The 15870-nt window shown below is 74.9% G+C and carries 12 protein-coding genes; 10 read left to right on the top strand and 2 right to left on the bottom strand.

Features of this window, described 5'->3' with window-relative positions; genetic code table 11:
• Positions 1–29 precede the first annotated feature (29 nt).
• On the bottom strand, positions 30–1469 hold the full coding sequence (gene gndA / locus SSBG_RS02160; RefSeq protein ID WP_008744599.1) for an NADP-dependent phosphogluconate dehydrogenase: 1440 nt from the start codon (positions 1467–1469) through the stop codon (positions 30–32).
• Between the two features lie 263 nt (positions 1470–1732).
• Between gndA and SSBG_RS02155 the strand changes: the two genes are divergently transcribed.
• On the top strand, positions 1733–3028 hold the full coding sequence (locus tag SSBG_RS02155; RefSeq protein ID WP_008744598.1) for a transglycosylase family protein: 1296 nt from the start codon (positions 1733–1735) through the stop codon (positions 3026–3028).
• Between the two features lie 95 nt (positions 3029–3123).
• On the opposite strand, the gene SSBG_RS02150 is transcribed toward SSBG_RS02155, so the two are convergent.
• Positions 3124–4008 (bottom strand): DMT family transporter, encoded by an 885-nt coding sequence (locus SSBG_RS02150; protein ID WP_037868725.1) that lies wholly within the window; start codon positions 4006–4008, stop codon positions 3124–3126.
• A 418-nt stretch (positions 4009–4426) separates the two neighbouring features.
• On the opposite strand from SSBG_RS02150, the gene glgA reads away from it, so the two are divergent.
• The 9 genes from glgA to SSBG_RS02110 all read left to right on the top strand — a co-directional run.
• Positions 4427–5599 carry a glycogen synthase gene (glgA, locus tag SSBG_RS02145; RefSeq protein ID WP_008744596.1) on the top strand — a complete coding sequence of 391 codons (1173 nt, stop codon included), beginning with the start codon at positions 4427–4429 and terminating at the stop codon, positions 5597–5599.
• 235 nt (positions 5600–5834) lie between these two features.
• The gene (locus tag SSBG_RS02140; protein WP_008744595.1) at positions 5835–7061 is read left to right on the top strand and encodes a glucose-1-phosphate adenylyltransferase; all 1227 of its coding nucleotides are present in this window, start codon (positions 5835–5837) and stop codon (positions 7059–7061) included.
• 103 nt (positions 7062–7164) lie between these two features.
• Positions 7165–7938, top strand: a complete 774-nt coding sequence (locus SSBG_RS02135) for an SDR family NAD(P)-dependent oxidoreductase (RefSeq protein ID WP_008744594.1) — start codon at positions 7165–7167, stop codon at positions 7936–7938.
• 4 nt (positions 7939–7942) lie between these two features.
• On the top strand, positions 7943–8944 hold the full coding sequence (locus tag SSBG_RS02130) for an aldo/keto reductase (protein ID WP_008744593.1): 1002 nt from the start codon (positions 7943–7945) through the stop codon (positions 8942–8944).
• The gene (locus tag SSBG_RS02125) at positions 8941–9801 is read left to right on the top strand and encodes an amidohydrolase family protein (protein WP_008744592.1); all 861 of its coding nucleotides are present in this window, start codon (positions 8941–8943) and stop codon (positions 9799–9801) included. Before SSBG_RS02130 ends, SSBG_RS02125 begins: the two co-directional genes overlap by 4 nt.
• A complete protein-coding gene (locus SSBG_RS02120; protein WP_008744591.1) occupies positions 9795–10463 on the top strand; it encodes a GntR family transcriptional regulator in 669 nt (222 codons plus the stop codon). Before SSBG_RS02125 ends, SSBG_RS02120 begins: the two co-directional genes overlap by 7 nt.
• Positions 10464–10612: 149 nt before the next feature.
• Positions 10613–12157: an SDR family oxidoreductase gene (locus SSBG_RS02115; protein WP_008744590.1), complete on the top strand. Its 1545-nt coding sequence runs from the start codon at positions 10613–10615 to the stop codon at positions 12155–12157.
• Positions 12158–12512: 355 nt separating this feature from the next.
• Complete coding sequence (locus tag SSBG_RS33550) at positions 12513–12686, top strand: hypothetical protein (RefSeq protein ID WP_199781324.1); 174 nt, start codon at positions 12513–12515, stop codon at positions 12684–12686.
• A 186-nt stretch (positions 12687–12872) separates the two neighbouring features.
• On the top strand, positions 12873–15870 hold a 2998-nt coding region (locus SSBG_RS02110), incomplete at its 3' end, for an alpha-mannosidase (RefSeq protein ID WP_008744588.1).

Here is a 15870-nt window from a genome sequence, read left to right as displayed (position 1 = left end):
CCCGCCGCGTGCTCGGCGGTTCCGCCGGATCAGGACTCCACCTCGGAGCGGTCCCCGCCCCACAGCGTGTGAAACGTGCCCTCCCGGTCCGCCCGCTGATACGTGTGCGCCCCGAAGTAGTCGCGCTGCCCCTGCGTCAGCGCGGCCGGGAGCCGGGGGGCGCGCAGGGCGTCGTAGTACGCGAGGGCCGTCGAGAAGCCGGGGGTCGGCACGCCCTGCCGTACGGCGGTGGCGACGACGTCCCGCCAGTCGTCCTGCGCCCCCTCGACCTCGCTCGCGAAGCGCGGGTCGGAGAGCAGGCTCGGCAGCCCGGGCTCCTTGGCGTAGGCGGCCGTGATGCGGTCGAGGAAGGCGGCCCGGATGATGCACCCGGCGCGCCAGATCGAGGCGACCGCGCCGATGTCGATGTCCCAGTCGTACTCGGCGCCGCCCGCGGCGATCTCGTGGAAACCCTGCGTGTACGAGACGATCTTCGAGGCGTAGAGCGCCTGTTCCACCCGGTCCGCGAAGCGGGCCGCCTCGGCCTCCTCCAGCGGCTCCGGCGTGGGGCCGCTCAGGTGTCCGGACGCCTCGCGCAGCGCCGTGTGCCCGGAGAGGCCGCGCGCGAAGACGGCCTCGGCGATCCCGGAGACCGGCACGCCGAGGTCGAGCGCGATCTGCACCGTCCAGCGCCCCGTGCCCTTCTGCTCCGCCGCGTCGGCGACGACGTCCACGAAGGGCTTCCCGGTCTTCGGGTCGGTGTGCTGGAGGACCTCGGCGGTGATCTCGATGAGGTAGGAGTCCAGGCGGCCCGTGTTCCAGGTGCGGAAGACGTCGGCGATGCGCGCGGGCGAGTACCCGGCCACGTCGCGCAGGAGCTGGTACGCCTCGCCGATGAGCTGCATGTCGGCGTACTCGATGCCGTTGTGCACCATCTTCACGAAGTGCCCGGCGCCGTCCGGGCCGATGTGCGTCACGCAGGGCGAGCCGTCCTCGGCCTGCGCGGCGATCTTCTCCAGCATCGGCCCGAGGGAGGCGTACGACTCCTTCGAGCCGCCCGGCATGATGCTCGGCCCGTGCAGCGCGCCCTCCTCGCCGCCCGAGATGCCGGTCCCCACGAAGTGGATGCCCCGCTCGCGCAGCTCGCGCTCGCGGCGGCGGGTGTCGGCGAAGTGCGCGTTGCCCCCGTCGACGATCATGTCGCCCTCTTCGAGGAGCGGGGCGAACTCCGCGATCACCGCGTCCGTCGCCTCGCCCGCCTTGACCATGACGACGAGGCGCCGCGGCCGTTCCAGGGCCGCCACGAACTCCTCGGCGCTCTCGGTGGGCACGAAGGCGCCCTCCTCGCCGAACTCCTCCACGAGGGCGTGCGTCTTCGCCGCGGTGCGGTTGTGCAGGGCGACGGTGTAACCGTGACGCGCGAAATTGCGGGCCAGGTTGCGGCCCATGACCGCGAGCCCGGTCACACCGATCTGAGCGGAAGCGCTCATGTGTGTCACTCCTTGTCACTGCCCGGCGTAGCCGCCGGCGTCAGGCGTCACAACACCGATTCGCACCCAAGTATGTCCGGGTCGGGGCGGAATCTCCTGCGGAAGGGGCGCCGCCGGTCGTGGACACCGCGCCCCGGTCCGTTCGCGCCCGCCGCCCGCCCGCTCCCGGGCCCCTCCTGAGCTGCGTCTTGTGCCGAACCGCTTGTCGCGCAGGGTGCGCGCCCCTTAACTTTGCGGAGCTGCCGTCGTACGAGGGAGTCCTCATGGCGTTACGTGGCCGTCACCGGCGCCCCCAGCCGCCCCGCATCCAGCGCGCCTCGCTCACCGTCACGGCGGGCGGTGCGGGACTCGCCCTGCCGCTCGTCGCCGCCGGCGGCGCCACCGCCGCCACCGAACAGACCTGGGACAAGGTCGCCCGCTGCGAGTCCGGCGGGGACTGGGACATCAACACGGGGAACGGCTTCTACGGCGGCCTCCAGTTCACCACCAGCACGTGGAAGGCGTTCGGCGGCGGCGCGTTCGCCGCGCGCGCCGACCAGGCGACGCGGGCCGAGCAGATCGTCGTCGCCGAGAAGGTCCTCAAGAACCAGGGACCCCACGCCTGGCCCACGTGCGGCTCGCGCGCCGGGCTCGCCCGCGGCGGCCCGGCCCCCGCCGTACGGCAGGCGAGCGCGCCCGATGCGACGAAGGCGCGGCCCGCGGCAGCCCCGAAGGCGGGCCCGCGGGAGAAGGCCGCCGCCTCCGCCGAGCGGCTGCCGACCCGCAGACCGTCCGCCGCCCACGGCCCGGACAAAACGCCGCAGTTACGCGCGGGCACGGCCCGCCTCTACACCGTCGTCCCCGGCGACAGCCTCTCGGGCATCGCGGACGAGCGGCATGTCGAGGGCGGCTGGGAACGGTTGTACGCGCTGAACCGGGGCACGGTCGGGGCCGACCCCGACCTGATCCGCCCGGGCCAGCACCTCGCGCTCTCCGGGCGGCCGGGGCCGCGCACGGCCGAGCGGGCGCCGGAGCGGAGAGCCGCGCCGAAGAAGGCGGAGCCGAAGAAGGCCGCGCCCCCGAAGCGGCAGCCCGAGAAGCCCGCCCCCCGCAAGGCCGCGCCCGAGAAGGCAGAGAAGGCAGCAGCCACCCCCAAGAAGGCCGCGCCGGCCGGTCACCGGCTCACCGCGCCTGTCGCGGCGGGAACCGGCACGCAGTACCGCGCGGCCGGCTCCTCCTGGTCGAAGGGCTACCACACCGGCGTCGACTTCCCGGTGCCCACCGGCACGACCGTCAAGGCGATCGGCGCCGCGACGGTGGTCTCGGCGGGCTGGGGCGGTTCCTACGGCTACCAGGTCGTCCTGCGCCACGCGGACGGCCGCTACAGCCAGTACGCGCACCTCTCGGCGCTCAACGTCCGCGCGGGCCAGCACGTCGCCGAGGGCCAGCGCATCGCCCGCTCCGGCGCGACGGGCAACGTGACGGGCCCCCACCTGCACTTCGAGGTCCGCACCGGCCCCGGCTTCGGCTCCGACATCGACCCCCTGGCCTACCTCAGGGCGGGCGGCGTCCGCATCTGACCGCGGCCACCCGACGGCCTTCCCCCCCCGGACCCACCGGTCCGGGGGGTCGCGCGGTGACGCGGGCACGTCGCCGAGCCGCCCCGGCCCGCTCCTCACACACCCGACGGGCTCGACTCCGCCACCGGCGCGGGCGGCTCCGGGGCCGCGTGCGGCGCCGTCCTGCCCACCGTCAGCCAGACGAGCCCCAGCGCCGCGACGGCGCCCGCCGCGGCCGCCCCCACCTCGCCCAGGACACCGAACCGCATGTGCTCCCCGAAGAGCGCGAAGCCCACCGCCGCCGCCGTCACGGGGTTGACGACCGTCTGCGTCGCCAGGGGGGCCGTGAGGCCCGCGCCCCGGTAGCTCGCCTGGGAGAGGAGCATCCCGGCGCACGCGAGCACGCCCACCGCGCCGAGCAGCGGCAGCATCTCCAGCGGGCTCTCGTGCGCGATGCGGTCGGTCACGGTCTTCGTGTAGACCGAGGCCATCCCGAAGGCCACCCCCGCCGCCGCCGCCACGAAGCCGCCGCGCGCCGCCGGGTGGTGGTGCACCCCGCGCGCCACGAGCAGCAGCGCCAGCACCGTGCCGAGCGTCACGAGACCGAGCACCCCGAGCTGTGTCCCCCCGGGGACCCGCTCCCCGGCGCTCCCGGTCAGCGCGAGCAGCCCGGCGAGTCCCCCGGCGGCGAGCAGCGCCCCGCGCCACGCCGTCGCGCTCGCCCGCTGCCGCACGAGCAGCGCCGCCATCGGCAGCGCGAAGACGATGGTCAGCGCGCCGAGCGGCTGCACCAGGCTCAGCGGCCCGAAGGCCAGGGCCCCCACGTGCAGCAGCGCGCCGAGCCCGTTGAGGGCCACCGCCCCCCACCAGGCGGGGCGGCGCCACGGCGCGTGCCCCTCGGGGCCCTGCCGCACCGCCACCCGCTCCTGGACGATCGCTCCGGCCGCGTAGGCGACGGCCGAGACCAGCGCGAAGAGCACGGACAGCGGGACATCGCTCATGAAGCACTCCGGCGCGGCGGGGGTCGGTCGGCACTCATACGGTCCACTCTTCCCCGCCGGGCGGCATCCCGTCGTCATCCCACGGCACCCGCATCGACGTACTGCTGTGGGAGTACACACGGGGGTGCGTCCCGCGCGGGACGGGCGCGCGTCGAGCGCCGCGCGCCCCCTGAGGCGTACGACTCGCGTACCCCGGCCGCGTCCCGCGCACCCCTCGCGCCGCCTCCGCACCGCCTTCCACGGCCCTCCGCGCGGGCTCCCCCGGTCCTCCGCACGGGTGAACGCGCTGTGACGGGGCATCCGGGGGACGAGAGACGTGCCGCCCCGGTCACGGGGACGCGGTCTTCCACGCGCCGCCCCGGTGGGCGAGCATGGGAGGGGCAGCGGGGACGTCAGGGACGAGGCGGACGGGGGACACATGCGCGTAGGGCTGCTGACCAGGGAGTACCCGCCGCACGTCTACGGCGGGGCGGGGGTGCACGTCGAGTTCCTCGCCCGCGAGCTGAGCGCGCTCACCGATCTCGTCGTGCACGCCTGGGACGCGGACGGCGCCCAGGAGGGCCCCGGCGTCGTACGGCACCGCCCCGCTCCGCTGCCCGAAGGGGCCGGCGAGGCGCTGCGGGCCTTCTCGACCGGCCTCGCCATGACCGCCGGGCTCGCCGACCGCGAACTCGTGCACTCGCACACCTGGTACACTGCCCTCGCCGGCCGCCTCGCCCAGCTCCAGTACGGCATCCCGCACGTCCTGACCGCGCACTCGCTCGAACCGCTGCGCCCCTGGAAGGCCGAACAGCTCGGCGGGGGCTACGCGCTCTCCTCCTGGGCCGAGCGCACCGCCGTCGAGAGCGCGGACGCCGTGATAGCCGTCTCGCACGGGATGCGCGCCGACCTGCTCGGCTGCTACCCGGGCCTCGACCCCGGGCGCGTCCACGTCGTCCACAACGGCATCGACGCCGACCTCTACCGCGCGAGCCCCGGCACCGCCGCGCTCGACCGGGTGGGCCTCGACCCGGACCGCCCCTACGTCCTCTTCGTCGGCCGTGTCACCCGGCAGAAGGGCGTCCCGCACCTCCTGCGCGCCGCCCGCTCGCTCGACCCCGCCGCCCAGCTCGTGCTCTGCGCCGGTGCCCCCGACACCCCCGAGCTGGACGCCGAGTTCCGCGCCCTCGTCACCGAACTGCGCGCCACGCGGGACGGCGTGCACTGGATACCCGAGCCGCTGCCCCGCCCCGAGGTCGTCGAACTGCTCAGCCACGCGCGGGCCTTCGTCTGCCCCTCGGTCTACGAACCGCTCGGCATCGTCAACCTGGAGGCGATGGCCTGCGGCACCGCCGTCGTCGCCTCGGCCGTCGGCGGCATCCCCGAGGTCGTGCGCGACGGCGAGACGGGGCTCCTGGTCCCCTACGACCCCGAGGACACGGCCGCGTTCGAGGACGGCCTGGCGGAGGCGCTGAACCGCCTCGTCGCCGACCCGCGCACGGCGGAACGGATGGGCGCGGCGGGGCGCGGCGTCGCCGTCGGCGACTTCGGCTGGGACCGCATCGCCCGGCGCACCGTCGAGGTCTACGAGCACGTGCTGGCACCGGCCTGAGAAGCCGTGCCCGCGCGGCCCGCGGGGAGCACCGGACACCCCGGGCGAGGACCCGCACCGCACACGCGACACCGAGCACCACCGGCAGGACCCGCACCACCGGCAGCACCGGCACTACTGGCACCACTCGCACCACGGCAAGGGTGCGGGAGCACCACCCGCACCACACGAGGCATCGCACCCGCCGCACGGCGGGACGGCAGGGCGGCGACGGAGCCGCCGGGAGGGGGGCGTCATGCGCGGCGGACCTTCGGTTCTGGGAATCGTCCTGGCGGGCGGGGAGGGGAAGCGGCTCATGCCGCTCACCGCCGACCGCGCCAAACCCGCGGTCACCTTCGGCGGCACCTACCGGCTCGTGGACTTCGTCCTGTCCAATCTCGTCAACGCCGACATCCTGCGGATCTGCGTCCTGACCCAGTACAAATCGCACTCGCTCGACCGGCACGTCACGACGACGTGGCGGATGTCGAGCCTGCTCGGCAACTACGTCACCCCGGTCCCGGCCCAGCAGCGCCTGGGCCCGCGCTGGTACCTCGGCAGCGCCGACGCGATCCTCCAGTCGCTCAATCTCGTCCACGACGAACAACCCGACTACGTCGCCGTGTTCGGCGCCGACCACGTCTACCGCATGGACCCGCGCCAGATGCTCCAGGCGCATATCGAGGGCGGCGCGGGCGTCACCGTCGCCGGGCTCAGAGTCGCCCGCGAGGAGTCCTCGTCCTTCGGCGTGATCGTCCCGCAGCGGGACGGCCGCCACATCGCCTCCTTCCTGGAGAAGCCGGCCGACCCGCCGGGCCTGCCCGAGGACCCCGGCCGGGTCTACGCCTCGATGGGCAACTACCTCTTCAGCACCAAGGTCCTGGTCGACGCCCTCCACCAGGACGCCGCCGACCCGGAATCGGCGCACGACATGGGCGGCTCGATCCTCCCGCTGCTCACCGGCCGGGGCGAGGCCCAGCTCTACGACTTCGACGACAACCGCGTCCCCGGCGAGACCGCGCACGAGCACGGCTACTGGCGCGACGTCGGCACCCTCGACGCCTACTACGAGGCCCACATGGACCTCGTCAAGGACCGCCCGGCCTTCAGCCTCGACAACCGAGAGTGGCCCGTCTACACCTACAACGACGCCCTGCCCCCGGCGAAGTTCTGCGCGGGGGGCTACGCGGGTGAGTCCGTCGTGAGCCCGGGATGCGTCATCAGGGGCCAGGTCACGGGCTCCGTGCTCTCGCCCGGGGTGGTCATCGAGCCGGGCGCCGTCGTCCAGGGCTCGGTGCTGCACGCGGGCGTGAAGGTGGGGCGCGGCGCGGTGGTGCGCGGCGCCGTCCTGGACAAGCACATCGAGGTCCCGCCGGGCGCCACGATCGGCGTGAACCCGGACAGGGACGCCGAGTTGTACACCATCTCGCCGGGCGGCGTCGTCGCGCTCGGGAAGGGGGCGCGGGTGGGGGAGCGGGGGTGAGCCCACCCGGCGAGGGCCGCGCGAAGGGTTCCCGGCACCCGGCGTTTCCTATAGGTTTCGGGGCGTCGGAGCACGCTCGCGCGCACGTGAGGAGCACGGTGCCATGCCGGAAATCAGCGCCACCCCGGGAGAGTTCAGCGGACTGGTCGCGGCGGTGACGGGCGGGGCCTCGGGCATCGGCCTCGCCGCGGCGCACGCGCTCGCCGCGCGGGGCGCCGAGGTCGCCGTGCTCGACCTGCGACCGGACGACGTCCCCGCGCCGCTCACGGGGCTGCCCTGCGACGTCACCGACGCGACCTCGGTACGGGGCGCCTTCACCGCCCTGCGCGAGCGCTTCGGGCACCTCGACGTCCTCGTCAACAACGCGGGCATCGGCGCCCAGGGCACCGTCGCCGACAACGACGAGGACGAGTGGCACCACGTGCTCGACGTCAACGTCGTCGGCATCGCCCGCGTCACCGCCGCGGCCCTGCCCCTGCTCCGCGCCTCGCGGCACGCCGCCGTCGTCAACACCTGCTCCATCGCCGCGACCGCCGGGCTCCCGCAACGCGCCCTCTACAGCGCGAGCAAGGGCGCGGTGCTCGCCCTCACCCGCGCGATGGCCGCCGACCACCTCCGCGAGGGCGTCCGCGTGAACTGCGTGACCCCCGGCACCGTGGACACCCCCTGGGTGGGCCGGCTCCTCGACTCCGCCCCCGACCCGGAGGCCGAACGCGCCGCGCTCAGCGCCCGGCAGCCGACCGGACGGCTCGTCACCGCCGAGGAGGTCGCGGGCGCGATCGCCTACCTCGCCAGCCCGGCGAGCGGCGCCACGACCGGCACCGCCCTCGCGGTGGACGGCGGCATGGACGCGCTGCGCCTGCGCCCCGCGCGGTGAACCGGTGATCCCCACCGCACCGCTCGGCCGCGCCGGGCTCCCCGTCACGCGCCTCGGCTTCGGCGCCGCGCCCGTCGCCGGGCTGTACGCGCCGCTCGCCGAGGACGCGGCCCAGCGCACCCTGGCCGCCGCCTGGGAGGCGGGCATCCGCTACTTCGACACCGCGCCGCACTACGGCGTCGGCCTCTCGGAGGAACGTCTCGGCCGCTTCCTCGCCGGCCGGCCCCGCGAGGCGTACGTCCTGTCCACCAAGGTCGGCCGCCGCCTTGTCCCGCACCCGGGCCCCGCCCGCGAGGTCGACGGCGCCGACGGCTTCTTCGGGACGCCCGCGCGCGAGCGCGTACGGGACTACAGCGCCGACGGCGTCCGCCGCTCGCTCGCCGAAAGCCTGGAACGCCTCGGCCTCGACCGCGTGGACGTGGTCCTGATCCACGATCCCGAGGCGTACGCCCGCGAGGCGCTGGAGGAGGCGTACCCGGCCCTCGAACGCCTGCGGGCCGAGGGCGTCGTGTCCTCCATCGGCGTCGGGATGAACGAGACCGCGCTGCCCGCCCGTTTCGTGCGCGAGACCGACATCGACGTCGTCCTCGTCGCCGGGCGCCACACGCTCCTCGACGGGGAGGCCGCGCACGACCTCCTGCCGCTGTGCCGCGCGCGCGGCGTGGACGTCATCGCCGCCGGGGCCTTCAACAGCGGACTCCTCGCCGACCCGGCCGCCCCCGGCGCCCGCTACGACTACGGGCGGGCCCCCGCCCCGCTCCTGGCCCGCGCCCGCCGCATCGCCGCCGTCTGCGCCCGCCACGACGTCCCGCTCCCGGTCGCCGCCCTCGCCCACACCGCCGCCCACCCGGCCGTCCGCACGGTCCTGGCCGGGATGCGCACCCCGCGCGAGGTGCGCGAGAACACCCGCGCCTTCACGACCCCCGTCCCGGCGGCCCTGTGGGCGGACCTCGCCGAGGAGGGCCTGCTGCCGCAGGCGGAAGCGACCGAGGGGGACCCGCGGTGACCGCCGACATCGTCGACGCCCACCACCACGTGTGGGACCTCTCCGTACGCCCCCAGCCCTGGATCACCGGGCCCGCGCTCGCCCCGCTCCTGCGCGATTTCACGCTCGCCGAACTGGAGCCCCAGGCGCGGGCCGCCGGGGTCGGCACCACCGTGCTCGTGCAGACCGTCTCGCGCGAGGACGAGACCGCCGAACTGCTCGCGCTCGCCGCCGGACCCGGCCCCGTCGGCGCCGTCGTCGGCTGGACCGACCTGAGCGCACCCGATGTCGCCGCCCGCCTCGCCGCGCTCCGGGAGCTGCCCGGCGGCGCGTACCTGCGCGGAGTGCGCCACCAGGCGCAGGACGAGGCGGACCCGCGCTGGCTGTGCCGGGCCGACGTGCGGCGCGGCCTGCGCGCGGTGGGCGCGGCCGGGCTCGTGTACGAACTCCTCGTCACACCGCGCGAGCTGCCCGCCGCCGTCGAGACGGCGCGGGCCCTGCCCGGGGTGCGCTTCGTCCTCGACCACGCGGGCAAGCCGCCCATCGCGCGCGGGGAGCGCGAGCCCTGGGCGACCCACCTCGCCGCACTCGCCGCGCTCCCGCACGTGAGCTGCAAGCTCTCCGGACTGCTCACCGAGGCCGGCCCCGCCCTCGCGCACCCCGAGGGCCTGCGGCCCTGGGCCGCGCACGTCCTCGACGCCTTCGGCCCCGCGCGGGTGCTGTTCGGCTCCGACTGGCCGGTGAGCACCCTCGTCGCCCCGTACCCGCGGACCCTGGCCACGACCCGGCGCCTCCTCGACGGCCTCGCTCCCGCCGCGCGCGTCGCCGTCCTCGCCGGGAACGCGCGCCGCCTCTACGGCATCCCGTCCCCGTGGTGAGGCCCCTGCCGCCGCACGCGCTCGCCGACAGCGTCTACGAGGCGGTCAAGGCGCGGATCATGGACCACGAGATCGCTCCCGGCGCACGCGTCGGTATCGAGGCGCTGGCCAGGGACCTGGCCGTCTCGCCCACGCCCGTACGGGAGGCGCTCGCCCGCCTCGAAGCGGACGGGCTCGTCGTCAAGCGGCCCCAGGCCGGGTACCGGGCCACCGCCCTGCTCGGCCCGGACGGGCTGCGGGAACTGTTCGAGATGCGGGACCTCCTCGAATGCCGGGCCGCCGCGCTCGCCGCCCGTCACGCCGACGCGCACGAGCGCACGCTGCTCGCCGGTCTCGCCGCGCGCATGGCCGAACGCCCCGAGTCCGGCGACCGCTACGCCGAGTACCGCGAGTTCGCGGCGCTCGACCAGCGCTTCCACGACACCCTCGCGAGCGCCTCCCGCCGCCCGCTGCTCGCCGAGGCCGTCGCCCGTCTCCACACCCACCTGCACATCTTCCGGCTGAGCGGCATCCCCGGCGCCCGGCGGCCCACCCTCGCCGAGCACGACCGTCTGGTCCGCGCGATCCTGCGCCGCGACCCGGACGGCGCCGCCGAGGCGATGTCCGCCCACCTCGCCCGCAGCCTGGAACGCCAACTGAGCCGCCGGGACCCGGCGGACTGACCCACGCGGTTTGTCGGCCGCTCGGGGCGCCACGTACCCTCGGGAGCTGCCCCGCTCCCAGCCGCCCCGGTCCCGCGCCGTGGTGCGCCGGAGCGCACAGCCGGGCCACGCCGGTGGCGTGCGGCCTTCAGGACCACAAGGAAACAGCGATGACGGTGCCCACCCTCCCGAGCGACGAGACCGCGCCCGAGACCTCCGCGCCCGCCACCGGGAGCCCCGCCGGCCTCGACGGCGGACCCGGGCACGGACCGGGCGGACCCGGGCACGGACCGGGGATCGACCCCGAACGGCTCGCCGTCTGCCTCGACGTCCTCGCCGAACTCGACCAGCTCGACGTCGACCACCCCGACGCCATCACGGTCCGCCGCGCCACCGCCGGGATCTACCGCACCGTGAAGCAGCGCCGCCGCCAGGAGCGCCGCGCCGCCAAGACCGCGCACGACCGCGACGTCACCGAGGCCACCGCGACCGGCTCCGCCGAGCGCATCGACGACGAGACGCGCGGCGCCCTGCCCAGCTCGCGCTCCGAGGGACGCGTCGCCGGCATCCTCAAGCGGCCCCGCTCCTGCTACGTGTGCAAGACCAGGTACACCGAGGTCGACGCCTTCTACCACCAGCTCTGCCCCCGGTGCGCCGAGGAGAACCGCGCCCGCCGCGAGGCCCGCGCCGACCTCAGCGGCAAGCGCGCCCTGCTCACCGGCGGACGCGCCAAGATCGGCATGTACATCGCCCTGCGCCTGCTGCGCGACGGCGCCCACACCACGATCACGACCCGCTTCCCGCAGGACGCCGTGCGCCGCTTCGCGGCGATGGACGACAGCGCCGAGTGGACGCACCGCCTCAAGATCGTCGGCATCGACCTGCGCGACCCCGCCCAGGTGCTCGCCCTCGCCGACTCCGTGAGCGCCGCCGGGCCGCTGGACATCCTCGTCAACAACGCGGCGCAGACCGTCCGCCGCTCTCCCGGCGCCTACCGCGAACTCCTCGCCGCCGAGTCCGCCGAGCCGCCGCGCGGCGAACTCCCCGCGACGGAGATCATCGGCACCTTCGGCTCCGGCGCCGTCGCCTCCCTGCCCGGACCCCGCCTCGGCGAGGGCCTGAGCGCCCGCGAGGTCACCGGCCTCGCCCTCGTGAGCGGTTCCGCGAGCCCCGCCCGCATCGCCGCCGGGACCGCGATCGACGCCGGGGGCCTCGTCCCGGACCTGCACGACAGCAACAGCTGGGTGCAGACCGTCGAGACCGTCGACCCGGTCGAGCTCCTGGAGGTGCAGCTCTGCAACTCCACCGCGCCCTTCCTGCTCATCAGCAGGCTGCGCCCGGCGATGGCGGCGAGCGGCGCCCGCCGCACGTACATCGTCAACGTCTCCGCGATGGAGGGCGTCTTCGCGCGCGGCTACAAGGGCGCCGGGCACCCGCACACGAACATGGCCAAGGCCGCGCTCAACATGCTCACCCGCACGAGCGCGCAGGAGATGTTCGACCAGGACCGCATCCTCATGACCGCCGTGGACACCGGCTGGATCACCGACGAGCGCCCGCACCCGGACAAGATGCGCCTCGCCGAGGCCGGATTCCACGCCCCGCTCGACCTCATCGACGGCGCGGCCCGCGTCTACGACCCGATCGTGCGCGGCGAGGCCGGCGAGGACCTGTACGGCGTCTTCCTCAAGGACTACGGCGTCTCGCGCTGGTGAAAGCGGGTCCGCTGCCGTGACACGCGGGGCCGCGGGGACGGGTGCGGTCTGATCCGGATGGCTGAATCCCGGGGCTTCCGCCGCGGCACGGGGTGCCGATTTCCGCGCCATCGAGCGGACCCGCGCTCATGTGGTTAGGCTATTGCAACGGACAGCCAACCCGGGTGGACACCCTCACCCGACGTCCGTCCCCGGACGCGTGGCGCACCTCGCCCCGCTCCGTACGAACCACCGGCGCCACCGCGCCCGTACCGCCCCAGACGCGACATCCCGGCGGCGGCCCGGTGCCAGGTCCCGGTGACAGGGAGCGGCCCGGTGCCGTGCCGGGGGTTACCCGACACATGAGGAGTGCGCGGTGACACAGGAGACGAAGCACACGGAGCAGCGGAGCCAGGGGACGAATGCCCCGCCCCGCCGCCGTCACCAGGAGATCGGCTCGCTGGAGGTGTGGGCCCGCTCGGCGCCCATCCGCCTGGCCGGGTACGAGGACGATCTCGCCGAGCCGCACATCCTGCCCGGCGTGGACTGACGGGTCCCCGCCGCACGGTCCGCCGAGGCCCCCACCGCCCCTTCCGGGGTGGTGGGGGCCTCGGCGTCGTCCGGCTCCGGGGATGGCCGAAGGGGACCCCCGCCGCCCGAACGCCGAGGTGGGGCCGACATAGACTGACCGGGCCGCCACTCCTGATCACCTCCCCTTTCCTACGGAGCTTCGCCCATGCATGACGACCGGGCCCTGGTCGAGGCACGCCTCGCGCGTGTGCTGGAAGAACGCATCCGCCCGGCGGTGTACGCCGAGACGGTCCCCCTGGACGTGGCGATCTGGACGGCTCCCGGCGAGCCCGTCCCGGTCGCGGAGGGCTTGGCGGCCCCCTACGAACCCATCACCCCCGACACCCCCTGGGGCCCGCCGTGGGGCACCAGTTGGTTCAAGGTCACCGGCACGGTGCCCGCCGCGTGGGCCGGCCGCACCGTCGAGGCCGTCCTCGACCTCGGCTTCAGCCGGCACACCCCGGGCTTCCAGTGCGAGGGCCTCGTCCACACCCCCGAGGGCACCCCGCTCAAGGGCATCCACCCGCGCAACCGCTATGTGCGCGTCGGGGACCCGGTCCGGGGCGGCGAGGAGATCGACTTCCGCATCGAGGCCGCGTCCAACCCGCTCATCCAGGGCGACCGCCCCTTCGAGCCCACCGACATGGGCGACCCGGCGACGGCGGGCAGTGCCCCCCAGTACGTCCTGGGCCGGATGGATCTGGCCGTTTTCGACGACAACGTTTTCCAGCTGGTCATGGACCTCGAAGTCCTCGGCGAGATGATGCCGGAACTCCCGGCCGACTCCGCGCGCCGCTGGGAGATCCTGCGCACGGTCGACGGCGCCCTCGACGCCCTGGACCTCCAGGACGTCGCGGGCACGGCCGCCGCCGCGCGCGCACTCCTCGCGCCCGCGCTCGCCGTCCCCGCCCAGACCTCGGCGCACCGGATCAGCGCCGTCGGCCACGCGCACATCGACTCCGCGTGGCTTTGGCCGCTGCGCGAGACGGTCCGCAAGGTCGCCCGCACCGGCTCCAACATGGTCTCCCTCCTGGAGGAGGCCCCCGAGTTCGTCTTCGCGATGTCGCAGGCCCAGCAGTGGGCCTGGCTCAAGGAGCACCGCCCCGAGGTCTGGGGCAAGGTCGTCAAGGCCGTCGCGGACGGGCGCTTCGTCCCGGCCGGCGGCATGTGGGTCGAGTCCGACACCAACATGCCGGGCTCGGAGGCGATGGCCCGTCAGTTCGTCCACGGCAAGCGCTTCTTCCTCGACGAGTTCGGCGTCGACAACGAGGAGGCGTGGCTCCCCGACACCTTCGGCTTCGCTGCGGGGCTCCCGCAGATCATCAAGGCCGCGGGCTCCAAGTACCTGCTCACGCAGAAGATCTCCTGGAGCAAGGTCAACAACTTCCCGCACCACACCTTCCGCTGGGAGGGCATCGACGGCACGCGGATCTTCACCCACTTCCCGCCCGTCGACTCCTACAACTGCGAGATGCTCGGCAGCCAGCTCGGCCACGCGGCGCGCAACTTCAAGGAGAAGGGCCGCGCCACGCGCTCGCTCGCCCCGACCGGCTTCGGTGACGGCGGCGGCGGCACGACCCGCGAGATGGTCGCGAAGGCGGCCCGCCTCAAGAACACCGAGGCCCCCGCGCGGGTCGACTGGGAGACCCCCGCCGCCTTCTTCGCGAAGGCCGAGGCCGAGTACCCCGAGCCGCCCGTGTGGGTCGGCGAGCTGTACCTGGAGCTGCACCGCGCCACGCTCACCAGCCAGGCGAAGACCAAGCAGGGCAACCGGCGTGGCGAACACCTGCTGCGCGAGGCCGAGCTGTGGTCGGCGACGGCCGCGGTCCGCGCCGGCTTCCCGTACCCCTACGAGCGCATCGACCGGCTGTGGAAGACGCTCCTGCTGCACCAGTTCCACGACATCCTGCCCGGCTCCTCGATCGCCTGGGTGCACCGTGAGGCGGAGCGCACCTACGCCGAGCTCGCCGAGGAGCTGAACGAGATCATCGGCGCCGCCCAGCGGGCGCTCGCCGGCGAGGGCGACACCGAGACGCGCTTCAACTCCGCGCCGCACGCGGACGCCGGGATCGCGGCGGGGGCCGCCGGGGCCGCGGCCGCCCCCGCCGGGGTCGCGCCCGCCGCCCGCCCCGGCGGCGGATTCGTCCTCGACAACGGTGTCGTACGGGTCGGGATCGACGCGCGCGGGCTCGTCGTCTCCGTGCTGCGCCACGACTCGGGGCGCGAGGCCGTCGCCCCGGGACAGGCCGCCAACCTGCTCCAGCTCCACACGGACTTCCCCAACCAGTGGGACGCCTGGGACGTGGACTCCTTCTACCGCAACACCGTCACGGACCTCACGGACGTCGAGGTGCTGGAGGCCGCGCCCGGCGGGGTGCGGATCGTGCGGGCCTTCGGGGACTCGCGCGTCGTCCAGACGCTGAGCCTCGCCGAGGGCTCCGAGCGCCTCGACATCGACACCGAGGTGGACTGGCACGAGACGGAGAAGTTCCTCAAGCTCGCCTTCCCGCTCGACGTGCACGCCGAACGGTACGCGAGCGAGACCCAGTTCGGGCACTTCCACCGTCCCACCCACACCAACACCACGTGGGAGACGGCGAAGTTCGAGGCGTGCAACCACCGCTTCGTGCACCTGGAGGAGCCCGGCTTCGGCGTCGCCGTCGTCAACGACTCGACGTACGGGCACGACGTGAGCCGCGCGGTGCGCGAGGACGGCGGGACCACCACCACGGTCCGCGCCTCGCTGCTGCGCGCCCCGCGCTTCCCCGACCCGGAGACCGACCAGGGCGTCCACCGCTTCCGGCACGGCCTCGTGGCCGGTGCCACGATCGAGGACGCCGTGCGCGAGGGGTGGCGGGTCAACCTGCCGCGCCGCGTGGTGCGAGGGTCCGGCGCGGAGGTCGCGCCGCTCGTCACCGTGGGACAGGACTCCGTGGTCGTCACGGCGGTCAAGCTCGCCGACGACGGCAGCGGTGACGTCGTCGTGCGCTTCCACGAGGCGCGGGGCGGGCGCGTGCTCGCCTCGCTCCGGCCGGGGTTCGAGGTGGCCGAGGTGCTGGTCACCGACCTGCTGGAGCGGACGCTCTCCGAGGGGGCCGCGGACGTGGTCGCCGCCGACGGGGAACTGAGGGTCGCGCTGCGGCCGTTCCAGCTGGTGACGCTGC

The organism is Streptomyces sp. SPB074, from assembly GCF_000154905.1.
GTDB lineage: Bacteria > Actinomycetota > Actinomycetes > Streptomycetales > Streptomycetaceae > Streptomyces.
Note: the sequence above shows the minus strand (reverse complement) of the source record. Positions and strands in the feature narration are given on the sequence as shown.

Bases quoted from the DNA above. Each gene is read 5' to 3' on its own strand.
- SSBG_RS02140 (WP_008744595.1), top strand. From the start codon at position 5,835: ATGCGCGGCGGACCTTCGGTTCTGGGAATCGTCCTGGCGGGCGGGGAG.
- glgA (WP_008744596.1), top strand. From the start codon at position 4,427: ATGCGCGTAGGGCTGCTGACCAGGGAGTACCCGCCGCACGTCTACGGC.
- SSBG_RS02150 (WP_037868725.1), bottom strand. From the start codon at position 4,008: ATGAGCGATGTCCCGCTGTCCGTGCTCTTCGCGCTGGTCTCGGCCGTC.
- SSBG_RS02135 (WP_008744594.1), top strand. From the start codon at position 7,165: ATGCCGGAAATCAGCGCCACCCCGGGAGAGTTCAGCGGACTGGTCGCG.
- SSBG_RS02155 (WP_008744598.1), top strand. From the start codon at position 1,733: ATGGCGTTACGTGGCCGTCACCGGCGCCCCCAGCCGCCCCGCATCCAG.
- SSBG_RS02115 (WP_008744590.1), top strand. From the start codon at position 10,613: ATGACGGTGCCCACCCTCCCGAGCGACGAGACCGCGCCCGAGACCTCC.
- gndA (WP_008744599.1), bottom strand. From the start codon at position 1,469: ATGAGCGCTTCCGCTCAGATCGGTGTGACCGGGCTCGCGGTCATGGGC.